Source organism: Bacillus sp. Root131 (assembly GCF_001429475.1).
GTDB classification, from domain to species: domain Bacteria; phylum Bacillota; class Bacilli; order Bacillales; family Bacillaceae_G; genus Bacillus_A; species Bacillus_A thuringiensis_S.
In genome coordinates this window covers 50,303-63,375 of sequence record NZ_LMJQ01000004.1, presented here as the reverse complement: position 1 = coordinate 63,375, position 13,073 = coordinate 50,303, and the positions used below count along the sequence as shown (strand labels likewise).

The following is a 13,073-nucleotide window of genomic DNA, read 5'->3' as shown; positions in this document are numbered from 1 at the left end:
TCGGTTTCTTATATCTTGCTCCCTATCCAAAAAACGACTGTCCAAATGGGAATTACGAGTATGCATGCATTTCGAAATCCAATAGCAAAGCCTAACGGATTTTCATCTACTTCATTAAAATGAGCTTCATATTCTTTCATATTATGATTGAGCTTTCTTACGGTTTCTTACTGCAAATACGGCTCCAATTAAGCCAAGTACGACACATGCCATTTTATATATGGATTTTCGGCTTTACCGCCTGTTGTCGGTAAATACGTTTCGATTTTCTTTGGTGTTTGTTCTAGTTGTGGTTTCTCTAGTTGTGGAATGACAGGTTTTTCGGTTACTTTTGGTTGTTCCGGTACCTGTGGTTGTGGTGCTTCTGGTTGCTCTGGTTTTTGTGGTTGTTCTGGCTGTTCTGGTTTTGGTGTCTCTGGTGTAGGTGGTGTCGGTTTCTTCTGATCCTTCACCGTGTGCTTAATAATTTGGCCATCCTCTTTAATTTCAAAATTGAATATTTCTTCATTCAGTAAATAGCCGTCTGGTGCGAATGTTTCTTTATACGTGTACTTTCCATATGGAAGCTTGAATTTTGCAATGCCGTTTTCATCCGTTTTTCCTTTTGCAACTTCTTTTCCTTGCTCGTTAAAGATAGTAAATTCAGCGTTCGGAAGCTTATTGTTGCCATCTGCAATATCTACCTTGCTAATCTCTAATTCTCCTGTGATGTGCTTATTTTTCGCTGTTAGCATGATTGTCTTTCCTTGTTCCGAGATACTAAAAGGAATAGATTCTTTCGTTAAAACATAGCCAGTTGGTGCTTGCTTCTCAACAAATGAGTATGCTCCAAATGGTAAGTCTTTCACTTCAATCAAACCGTTTTTATCACTTTTGTGTTCACTTATTTTCTTCCCTTTACTATCTTGAAGAACGAACACTGCACCATCTAATTTTTCATCTGGATTCTCTCCATCTACTTTTAGAAGTTGCATGTTTCCTTTTACTTCTTTATTTTCGACTGTGAAAGTTAGCGTTTTTCCTTGCTCTTTAATCTCGAATGGATATTTAGTTTGATTAAGGAGGTATCCTTCTACCCCTTTTGTCTCAACAAAATAATACTTTCCATATGGAAGATCCTTCACTTGTGCGATCCCTTGCTCGTTTGTAATTGTTTTTGTGACTTCTTTTCCCTCTGCTGTGAACACTGTAAACTCTACTTTTGAAAGAGTCTTTCCTCTGTCACTTAATTTCTTAATTTCGATACTCCCTTTTACTTTATTATTTTGTACTGTAACTCTTGCAATCTCACCTGTTTTAACTTCAATCTGTTGTGGCTGTTCGTTCATTACATAACCAGTAGGTGATTTCACCTCTTTAAAAGTATAAGTTCCGATTTCTAAACTAGAAAGGCTAGCAATTCCTTTTTCATTTGTAGTAATAGTACCAACCTTTTCATTCGTACTATTAAACACATCAAATACAGCACCTTGTAATATTTCTTTTTGTTCTCCTACTTTAATAACTTCTAATTGACCTACTGATTTCCAACTCACATTTAAATCCGTACTTCCTTTTTCTTCACTACGCTCTAATAGTACGGTAGCATCTTGAATTTTATCAGTTCCTTTGTAAGCAACTGCATGTAAATTGACTAGGTTAGAAGTGATTTTTAAAGAAAGGTTACCTGTATTGGAGGATTTCGGAACCAAAATACGAAATTTCTCTCCTAATTGGAATTGTTCTTTCATTTCTTCATTCTCAGCAACAATTTTTGTACCATTCGGTGCATTTTTAAGGTTTACAGTGAATACACCATTTTTAGCGTTACTTTCTACTTGGTACAAACTCGTTTCAAAGTACTCTCCATTAAGTTTTGCTTCTTGTTTATCAGTTGGAATTACATACATGTAAGTTTCTTGTATTGCGTTACTATGATTCACCGCATAAATAATTTCCTTAGCTGCTTTTTCAACATTAGCATTACGATGCTCAAGCTCCGAAATAGATAATTGTCCTAATGCATTCCAAACCGCTAATTGCGTTGCATAATGAGCTTCCTTCCAATTCGAAACACCTAATTCTTGTGGAGATTTCTGTGGGTATCCATTCATTAAAATTCTATATACCACATTATCTGTTCGCCCTACTTCTGGAAGATCCTCACCATTCGGTGAACGTAGTCCATATGCAGTACGCAATTTGCCCACTAGAATTTTTGAGGAGTTCCGTTCGAACATCTTTCCCATATTGATGGCTATAACTCCAATCCATTTTATATTGCTCACGCTGAATTACTTCAGCACTTACCTTAGTAAACGGAAATAGGAAGTTTATTGCTACAAGAAGCGTACTCATTGTGATGAGTAGCATTTGATACGAACGTTTCAACATGACTAACAGCTCCCTCATATGATATACAATTTTCAAAGATCATTAAAAACTAAATTTTCAGTTTTATTAACTTGAAAAATACTAATTAAGTTATCCTTTTTCTGTATTGTTCATTTACAATATAGATGTATAATTATTGTTTAACGAGTAAGTGAAATTTGTTTCATTCTAATCTTGCTCGATAGTACGTAGCAAAAAAAAGGTTTTCAATTGGTTCATTAAAAATATTGGCAAGAAGTTTTGCCCTATTTTCAATAACTCCTTTTGTACCAGTTTCAATGTGATACAGAGTTTTCACGGGTATTTCAGAAGCCTCCGACAGCTCTTGAATTGTTAACCCTTTTGATTCTCTAATATTGCGTATAACAGTCAATTTCTCACCCCCTTAACCACATTCTATTCTCCTTAAAGTAGAATGTCAATCCCTTCGGGAAGCTTTTTTATCCCAACGGTGAATCATTATCCCGAAGGTGAATAAATCGATTGGAGTGAAATAAATGATACAGAATTATTTCGGGGAAAATGTTAGAATTCTAAGAACACTTAAAGGATTAAATATGAAGGAACTTGGTGATGTTTTAGGAGTCGCTAGTAGTACTATTTCCAACTGGGAAAATAACAGGAAAGAGCCAAGTTTTGAAACGCTCCAAAAGATCTCCATTTATTTTAATGTAAGTACTGATCGACTCCTAAATCATAAAATTGGTGATAGTGAAGCTCTTACAACAGAAGATCGGAAAATAATTGTAGAACGTTTAGCCCAAGATTTGTACGAAAGTTATAAAAATGTTCCTGATAAAGATAAACCACTATTAGAAAATGAATTGATTGAGTATGCAAAATATTTAACGCATAGAATTGAGACTAAAAATAAACTAAAAGATAGCTGAAATCCATTATTCTTCTTGGAAGTTTCCAATTAACAGTAATAATTCACGATAAGTTTCTAAAATTTGATTGTCCTGGTCAATCATTTCATTAAACCATTCTTGATTAAGATTCATTTTGTAACCCTCCCGTATTCACGTGAATTTTTTATATTTTCATGTGTTAGTGGCACGAAATTTTTACGCTTTTAAATAATGAACCACCATTATAAAGTACGAAAGACGCTACTTTTTAGTAGCGTCTTTCTTGCTTAAACGGCTTAACCACCGCCGGGGTCGACCATTCTTTGCATAACATATTTATTTGTATCTTGCATTTTTGCATGTTGTGAACCTGTTGTTTCTAATTGAAAAAACGATGTCAATAGTATTACGGTATATAACGTAACCGCTAAAAATTTATTCACTTGACTTCACCTCTTCTTTTAATAGCTCTTTCTTGACGTATTGCGAATAAAATATATTGCCTGTTAATTCAAAAGATTCTAAGGATTCTTTTAATCCTATTATATCATTATTTATTTTCGAAAACGAATACTGTTGAAAAGCCGTGAATTTTTTGCCATCTTTTCTCAGTTCTTCATATAGCTTAATTCCTGTTTCCCTATCACCATGCATACATTCAAAAAAAGCTTTCTCAGATAAATGAATAAGATCAAATCTTATCTCATCCAAATTAACACCATTTTCTATGTATAAATGCGCTAGTGTAGTATGAAACGCTACATATTTTTGTGTTTTTTGTGGAACTTGAATACTTTCACAAAGAGAAATAGCTTTCTTAATATACTTCTCAGCTGTAGATGGGCATTCAAATGTGAAACTTTCTCCTAAACAACACCAAGCTGTAGCTCTAATAATAGAAATATCTAATTCAGAATCCAGAATTTCATAGCATGTATTGCGACATCTTTCTAAGTCATTTCTCATTAAGTATATATAAGCCAAACGCTCTTTATATTTCATTTCCAAGCATTGCTTAACGTACTCTTGTTTTACTTCTTTTAAAATAACATCTGTGCGATCAGCATAAGGGATAATAGCATTATAATTTTGCTTATCATACATAGCTTCCATATATAAAATGTTTAAGGCTGCTTGGCACACCGTATCTGAAGAGAAATCTTTATCATACATCTCATCCAATAGTTGCTGACCTCTTGCTATGTTTTGATTCCTTTTGTTCTGTATTTTATAAACCGCTAAGTACTTCTTTAATCCTTTTGTATCTGAATGTTTTTCTATAATATCTGCTATTAATTTATATTCTCCCATTGCTTGGCAATAGCATAATGCTTTTTGTACATTTAATGGTGTTTTACAATGAAGAATATATTCATGAATGATTTTTCCTTGCTCTTCCGAACTATCACAAATGGCTTGAACTAACTTTAAGAAAATCTCAAATTTAAACTCTTCTGTTTTACATTGAAGTCCGTTATCAATTGTTGTTTTACTTGTTCCAATTTCCTTTGCTAGTTGTCTACTACTTATTTTCTTTTCAGTTTTAATTTTCGACAATTTCCCCATTAAATTCTTCAATGTAAAGCCCCCTTCCAAGCACAAGACACATCACCCAATATAAATTATTAAAAAGACATTTTAATCTATAGTGTAGTATTTTGATATATTCTTGGAGGTTAATAATTAATTTTTATAATCGGGTAATCAAAACTTGTCATTATATTATATAACTTAATATTTTTCTCATAAATTTTATAATTAGAAATATTTTAACACGAAGGTCTTATAGTTATGTGTAAAGTGCCCATTATAAAAATTTTATATTTATTTATCAGAAAATTAAAAATTCAATAAGAAAATACAAACTTTTAAATTCAGCTATGCTTTTAGAGTGAATAAATCCACATGTTTTTTACAGATGGGATAACAAAGGCTACTTGAGGGGATTGATATTATTTTAATAACAATATAAGATAAAAAGAAAGATTGTATTTTGAAGAAAAAGTGTTTTTTTAAATATGTAGACAGAAAAAAACCCCACTATACTCAGTTTTAAATTGGTCTCTAGTTTGGCGACATGAACCAATTTAAAACTCCTAGAATAGCAAGGGTCTTATTTAACATTTTTAATGTTCACTTATGACGATAATTATAACATAAGGTGAATTTAATGTGAATAAGAACCTCTATTTTTCCATGTTTTTTCTGTATGTGTTTAGTGGGAGAAATAGGAGGTTTTTTTGTGATTTCACGAAACTTTTTGTTAAGTCGAGCAAAAGCGGAACTAAGTCCCCACATTCATCACTTATCTAAAACTCCTGGAGCTATCAATCAAGAAATCAAGAAAATAATTTCTTATATTGATAGTATTGTCCTAGAGTGTGAAGGTGCTACCACAAAAGATTATCTTACCAAAAGGAAATACGAAGCTTTAGAGACTGTTTTATCTTATTTAGTACAAGAAGGCTATAGTCAAGTTAGACAAGAACACATCAGCAAAAAATCTGGAATTTCAAAACCTATTATTAATTACGTTTTTAATTGGCTGCAAGATTTAGGAGTATGCCAACAAATAAAGGTAAGACGGCATGGAAAGATCGCCCCCTCTGTTTACATCTTAACAATACATAATAACTATTTAAAGATTGTTGAATATTTCAAGATAAAATGGGCTGTAGCAATTGATGTTTGTGCTACTTTTACTAGATTTTTAAAGAACAAAATTAGTAAAAAGTCTGATGTAACAGATCTTGAATTTATGCAAAAAAACAATTTTAAACCTTCACCTTCCTTAGATTTTTTCGGCATTGAAGAGCAATCAAAACCTGCTGTCCATCATGAGGAACAAGTAAAAAATAATAGATTACAAGACTTAAATGATTATTTGAGTGAAGATCAGAAAAGAGCGTATTACTACATTTTGAGTCAAGAGCTAACATACCTATCCGAAAATGATGCGTATACAATTGCTTTAAGATTGCCACCGGATATTGATCGCTACATAAGATGGGATTTTGAAGAATGTGTGCAATGGTTCCAGTTTAATAAAGCTGAAAACAGTAATCCTGCACATTTCATAAAAATGTTTAATCAAAAATCTAAACAGAAGCAAGAACGTAGAAAACGTAATGCACAAAATACAAGCTCACTCTTAGATACAACTAATAGTCATACATTTGTTTTCTATAATTTTTTAGAAGAACACGATTAAAATCAAAAAATTCAATTACAAATAGCCTTGCTGAAAAAAACATATACAGCAAGGCTATTTGTAATGTCTTCCTATAGTTCTTTATAACCCTATTGGTCTTCAATAAAATAATTCATAAATCATTTATATTTTCTAAGTACTATAATTTTTCTTTTTAATTCAACCATAAAATTTAAACCTTAAGAATCCAGTATATTCAATTATTATTTACTAAACTATTTACTTAGAAATTTACCAAGTAAAAATCTCCAATACCTTGATACAATAACCATTATGGCCCAAATATTAATTCTAATGTTTTTATTTATTTTAATTTCTAAAACAAGATTTATTAAATATAGTACTTTGCATCTATTTGTAATTTTTTAGGGAGGCTTAGCATATTTTCTAAAAGATCCCCTAATTTTTTATATAATTTGGCATAATTCATATTTTAAACAATCGATTAAAATATGATTCTATCAGTTATGTCAATACAGTGGCCTTTTGTTATTCATCAAAATTGATCAATAATATTGAATTAATTTTTTCTAAATTATCTATGTTCTTTAAAATCTTCGTACTCATTGATTTCACTCTTTAAAAGGTATAATAGCTTATTTCACGCACTGTCTTAACAACTGATTTCATTATACAAGCGTCTTCGTCCCCCTCTTCAACTATAGTACAATCTACATTTTGTTCTAACATCTATTTTATTACTCTTAACGACTCTTGAAATCCTTCACCCTAATTACTAGTAAAATTAATAAACGTCTAGATAAATCTATAGCCCCCCTTTTCATCTTCCTATACACATCTACATTTCATATCAAATTTATGATGTATATTATTCAGAAATCTGGTCCATACTAATATAAATGAAACTTCAAATTAAATTTTTTTAGCTATAATTATTTAATATTTAATTAATATATTTCATCTCCCAATATCCTCATTACTTTTACTTGTAAAAATAACCCTGTTCGAGATTCAAAACCCAACAAATAATATCAGCATCTTTTAAAGATTCAAACAACATCTATGCAAGATTCTATACAACGATAAAACGCTACTTTAACGCATAGCGTTCACATATAAAAAAAGCTTTTTAGGCATATGTACTATAAAAACCGTACTTAATTGCTAATTCTATTAATGAAAGCTTTGATTCTATTGCAAATATCTAGTAAAATTCTTATATCAGCAACAAACTTCTAATATTAATAGTTAGTTTTAAAATAGTTTCCTATGTACATTAATGTTGTATAAATACTTGTTCACTTCCAACAATGAACGCTATTAGAACGAATAGCGTTCATTGTTGGAAAAACATTAACGCTAGATGTATAGACTGACTTAATATATAAGTATGTATACAAACAAACTGATATGAGTACAAATGATTAGATGGCTGCCTATAAAAATTTCTACTCTTAAAGGAAAGATCTTTTCAAGAACGAATCAATATCTAACATACAAATAATGGAGGTGTGAAGTTTGGAATATGGATATTTTGCACAAGAAGTAGCAAAACAACTAGATATAAACACCAATACACTTCGCAGATGGTCAATTGAACTAGAAAAAATGGAATATATATTTGAAAGAAATGAGCGTAATCAACGAATTTACTATGAGAATGATATAGATATATTAAAGCAAATGAAAGAATACTTAAATCAAAACTGGAAACTAGAAGAAGCTGCAACAAGAAGCATGGAAAATACTGAAGAGAACGCTCAGAAAACGGATAGCGTTCATGAGGAAAATGAAGTTCAAGTAACGCTCAGAAAACGTTCAGAAACTGATATTTTGATGATTCAAGAAAAATTTTCTCACATGCTTGAGCAACAGGATAAAATTGTACAACAAAACCAAGATATCATTAAATTGTTATTACAGGAACGCTCAGAAAAAGAAGACAAAGATCTACAGATTCAGTTATTACAAGAAAAACTGGATAAAGCAATTGAACTATTAAATGAAGATCGCCAAGAACAGCAAGATAACACTAAAAAAACGTTCATTCAGCGTTTGTTTAATTTAAATTAAATCAGATATACGTTTTTTATCAAATATATCTAATTGAGCAAAAAAAAGCGGTAGCTACCGTTTTTTTTTTTGCTCATCCTTACAACACGAATATGTAGTTTTGTAAAAAAATTTCTATGATATGTTTTTTCTTGTTTAATTTCGAAGAGTGTAGTTTTTTACAACTTGTGTTACTAATCCTAACTAGAATAAACAGCCTGTGATACATGATGCTATTATAAGGGGGGATTAATTACATAAACTTTCTACTAAAAGCATCATGTCATTGATAAAGAATAGTTATAATTCAGTGGTATGCTCAAAAATAGAAAGCTTGTAAAAGCGATTAGTGACATGTCTTGGCCACAATTTTAAACAATGTTGAAATATAAAGTAAAGTGGTATAGTAAACAATGAGTTGTAATATCTAAAACATTTGCTTCTAGTCAATTATGTTCCAATTGCAACTATAAAAACATAGATGCTAAAAATCTAAACATTCGTGAGTAGGATTATCCTTATTGTGGCACACATCATGATAGAGATCGTAACACAGCACTCAATCTTAGAAATGAAGCTAACCGTAGGAACTATCGGGATAGCCTACTGAATTAGAAACCGTTTGGCTTCAGTACTTAGGTATCCATTACCTCAAGGATACTAAGTACTCAGTTGTCAAATATATTTTGCTTAACATATCTTATTGGTCCTTTCTTATGGATTCCAAAAACTCTCTATATCGCTAATAGAAACATGTTAATCCTTTTTCCTAAAATTAGTTAAGTGTTTACTTCGTCAATTTTTAGGGAAGATTGACAAATCCTCTAATTTCTTAACCACATAATAAACCTGTATAGGAAACTCCATGTTTTTTCTAGTCTTCTTTAATTCATTTTGCCAGACTAAATTTTTTCATATAAATGTCATCAATCACAACATTCATTATTATTAAATCCTATACGTTATAAACGCTATTATTAAAGGCCATATCTTTACTTCTAAAGTTACATTATATCCTTAAAGGAAAACTACTATATTTATGCACTGAATCTCTAATGAACGCATAGCGTTCATTATTTACAAAACGTTAAATTAACGTTTTGTAAGCGCTCATATCATTTTTTTATTGTTTTAAAATACTTGCCATCTAATATCCTTACAGATCGTTTCAAGTTCAAAACACTAAACACAGAAAATTTTCCATTCTTTAATTTGTTAGGCCGCTATCACATAACTCCTAGGCCTTTTAGACGATTCGTATCGCTCTTATAATTTAAAGCTTTGCTAATAAGATATGTACCACAGGAAGAACACGCCAATTAATGTCTATATTTCCGTAATCATACTTCGAACATAGTCAACTAACATCAACTATTTTTAATCTAGCAACTACTTTATTTCATACCACTTGCTTAAAATACTTTATGACATATATAGCATAGTCAGGATCGTTATTATAACGTTCATTGATTAGTACAACATAGAAACATACAGCTTTATTATGGACTATTAATTGATACACCCTATCAGATTTTATATATTGCTTTAGCATAAATTGTATCCTTTAAACAACTCAGGATATTGATATTAAAGAGGTAAACGCAAAAAAAACGGGTAGTGTTCACATAAAAAACACTCAATAACACTTAAGTTAAAGAAGATTTTAGCATAATCACAACTACTTATCTCTTTGTCCTGTTTTATGGATTCCAAAGATACTTCATATATCTCTATCCTACTTTAATAAATTTATCAGATTGTATTTGTTATATTAAGCTTAACATTAACTTAGGATAAATCTTAAGATTAGTAATAATAAAAAAGCACTGTACCATCGCAGCGTACATTATTACTAATTTATACGCGTTATCAACACTGTTAAATAAGACATATCTATCCTAAAGCAATATGATACGGATTCCTTGTGAACGCTATGCGTTCACAAGGAATCGTTAAATTAACGTTTCGTAAGCGTTCATTTTTTTATTCCTACAGTATTAAACATCTTGCGCCTCAAACAGCCTGTAAGGATGTTTGGAGACGCAAGATTACTAAATAAAAAGACACACCATTTCTTATTTGTTAGGTGGCTATTCTCGTAATTCATATACTTTATAAATAAAATACTTCGTTCTTATGATTTAAACTTGTGTTAATACCTTTATCCATAATGTGTGTTATAAGAATGAAACTCTCATGAACATCTATAACACGGCTAAAATTAGAGGATTTCTTGAAATAAGCCCTTGGAAGATTATGTTTTGCTTCTTGCAAGTTGATCCCTGTTTAAAGAATTTAATACGATATATTTTTACTTCATTTAGTTGAAATTGTTTTTATAACACTTAGTACTAGTTATAAAAACAATTTATTATATTATAAGAATACTAATTTATGTATAGATATATTTTATTTTTATCATTCAAATGGAACAAAACATCATATGAATTCTTATTTTATTTATTCATACGTCTGTTAGGTGTAACGCTCTTTAAATAACTCCTAACGTTGTAGTTAAAGGATTAGTCGGTAAAATAACGGATAGCGTTCACGTGAAAATAAACACTAAAATAACACTTTGATAACGTTTAGATTCTCCAAGAATCCCGATACCTTAAAATATTCACTTAACCTTTATAGATTATAGTTAGGATTAATAATTTAAATTTATAACGTCTTCGATTTGGTAACATCATTTAAAAGCATAGTTGCTTAAAAGTAGCATTCTCAAAATTATTGCATAAATTTTATCAATCTCTGATAAAGAACTATTTCCTCAAAAATGTGAACGTGTTAGGTGTATGCCAATTGACGTAAGTAAGCCAAAATGCTTGGCTTGTTATCATATAATTGTAGATATTGCTTTTTATGAATTCTTAAGATAGGATGTTGGTTGCAGAAAACTCATTGCAATTGTAAACTATCGTCCCATGCTTGACGAAATTATGAAAAACAGGATAAAACAGTAATCTCATATATTAAATAGATCGCAATATTGTTAAGAGGTCACAGTTTCACATAAATAGTATTCTCATATTAAATACATCCTATACAAAAAATTGTTAGTAGTGTTAAAAATATTTTCTGAGGGTTTCATGACCGTTTTTATAACGTTCATGAAACCCTCAATGTGTGATAGTAACTTTCGTTACACTCATAAATCCCATTATATAATTTTTCTATTTTTTTATAATTATATTGTAAAGCTTGAAATGAATTGATTTATTTTTTTAGTTAATCCTTGATTAATATATCTATTATGGAATATGCCATAAGAATGAAAAATTCATTCTTAAAACCTCTAAAATAAGTGCCTAAAGCATGCGATTAGATACAACTATAACTTTCTCCTCATTACATTTTGCCTTCGACTCCAACGTTATTGAAATTACATCTAAGATACATCAAAAAATTATTGCCTTCTTTATACTACATATGCCAGTTCAAAGTATCATTCGTTCTTCTGAAAAGAATACATTTTGTTTTTATTAGCTAGTTTCTACTGTTGGAACAAATTTAGCTTTTTTATAAATAAAAAGACTTCTTTAATTCCTAATCCCACATCATTCTCAACAGAAGTACCAATTTTCATTAATTCTTTTATGTATCATCTAACAGTCGTACTAATTCATAGGCTTTGCAAACAGCGTTCCACTATAGATTATAGATATTTTTGTTTGATCATCTATTATAACCATATTTCCGTTCGTTTGTTTCTTTTGTAGAATTTTATTTTGTTTGGACTAGAGTAATTCATTTCAAAAAACATATGCTTATATCCATCGTACTTCTCTCCGGACTAAGATTTCTATCTTGAATCTCCTTATATAAAAAAGAAGATCCTTTTAAATTACACTCATATTATCTCTTTACCGAAGCTTCTGCTCTATCCATCAAAAACATCGAATTAATTAATATGTAAATATACAACTAAAAATTGATTCAAGTAGGCCCCATTACAAAATAACAACGCCTAAATAACACTTCTAAAACGTTCATATAATAAAACTATTGTATTTAATGTAACTTAAGAAACTTAAATATATAATTTTGGTTAAAAAATTTGATGTCTTACCATAAAAATTTAGAGTTAATTTCAAAAATAAAACAAGAGCACTGAAGGTTATTCATTATCTATTTAAATATCTTACTTTTAAACTTTAAGCCAGCATTCCTGTGATTCTCCGTGAACGCATAGCGTTCACGGAGAATCACTTACTACATTCCTACTATAAACAGTAAAAGTATGCAAACCGATTAACACCCTATATATATATCCAATCCCAAATCATATTATATTAGTTGCTTCAGAAAGAAGTTTTATTTTTCAAAGTATGTTACCAATGGATCTCCTAAAAAACACCTTTTCAACATAGCTTTATATTGCCACTATGATCTAAGTATGTATGTAGAGACTACTTTGATATCTATGTGATTTTTTATATAGAAATACTTCAATTGAAATTCTTTACAGCCTATACAAACTACTTTTTTTATTATTGAGCTCGAAAAATAAATTTATAGGTTTTATCATTACGTAAATCATTTTCTCTTTAAAACCACCTTTAAATGTTGCTGTTACAATGTTTAACGCTTTAAAAACGCCTAGTGTTCATCTGCTAAGT

At 30.2% G+C, this 13,073-nt stretch carries 5 protein-coding genes and 2 pseudogenes; 4 read left to right on the top strand and 3 right to left on the bottom strand.

The genetic code is table 11. The features are described from left to right. Nucleotides 1-141: 141 nt before the first annotated feature. Together ASE54_RS15485 and ASE54_RS15480 are read right to left on the bottom strand one after the other, a co-directional pair. Nucleotides 142-2,373: pseudogene (locus ASE54_RS15485) on the bottom strand (SpaA isopeptide-forming pilin-related protein). Between the two features lie 163 nt (nt 2,374-2,536). Then, nucleotides 2,537-2,746 (bottom strand): helix-turn-helix transcriptional regulator, encoded by a 210-nt coding sequence (locus tag ASE54_RS15480; RefSeq protein WP_000216139.1) that lies wholly within the window; start codon nt 2,744-2,746, stop codon nt 2,537-2,539. 124 nt (nt 2,747-2,870) lie between these two features. Between ASE54_RS15480 and ASE54_RS15475 the strand changes: the two genes are divergently transcribed. Then, the gene (locus ASE54_RS15475; RefSeq protein ID WP_000615757.1) at nt 2,871-3,263 is read left to right on the top strand and encodes a helix-turn-helix domain-containing protein; all 393 of its coding nucleotides are present in this window, start codon (nt 2,871-2,873) and stop codon (nt 3,261-3,263) included. Between the two features lie 396 nt (nt 3,264-3,659). On the opposite strand, the gene ASE54_RS15470 is transcribed toward ASE54_RS15475, so the two are convergent. Continuing rightward, nucleotides 3,660-4,790 (bottom strand): AimR family lysis-lysogeny pheromone receptor, encoded by a 1,131-nt coding sequence (locus tag ASE54_RS15470; protein ID WP_003310553.1) that lies wholly within the window; start codon nt 4,788-4,790, stop codon nt 3,660-3,662. 676 nt (nt 4,791-5,466) lie between these two features. Between ASE54_RS15470 and ASE54_RS15465 the strand changes: the two genes are divergently transcribed. From ASE54_RS15465 to ASE54_RS36980, 3 genes and pseudogenes are all read left to right on the top strand, one after another. After that, on the top strand, nt 5,467-6,435 hold the full coding sequence (locus tag ASE54_RS15465) for a hypothetical protein (RefSeq protein WP_000625617.1): 969 nt from the start codon (nt 5,467-5,469) through the stop codon (nt 6,433-6,435). 1,479 nt (nt 6,436-7,914) lie between these two features. Further along, a complete protein-coding gene (locus ASE54_RS15460) occupies nt 7,915-8,469 on the top strand; it encodes a MerR family transcriptional regulator (RefSeq protein WP_000455689.1) in 555 nt (184 codons plus the stop codon). Nucleotides 8,470-8,671: 202 nt separating this feature from the next. Continuing rightward, nucleotides 8,672-9,063, top strand: a pseudogene (locus ASE54_RS36980) (zinc ribbon domain-containing protein); the annotation flags it as partial. Between the last annotated feature and the right edge of the window lie 4,010 nt (nt 9,064-13,073).

Coding starts and splice junctions, on each gene's coding strand:
- ASE54_RS15475 (WP_000615757.1), top strand. CDS start 2,871: ATGATACAGAATTATTTCGGGGAAAATGTTAGAATTCTAAGAACACTT.
- ASE54_RS15470 (WP_003310553.1), bottom strand. CDS start 4,790: ATGGGGAAATTGTCGAAAATTAAAACTGAAAAGAAAATAAGTAGTAGA.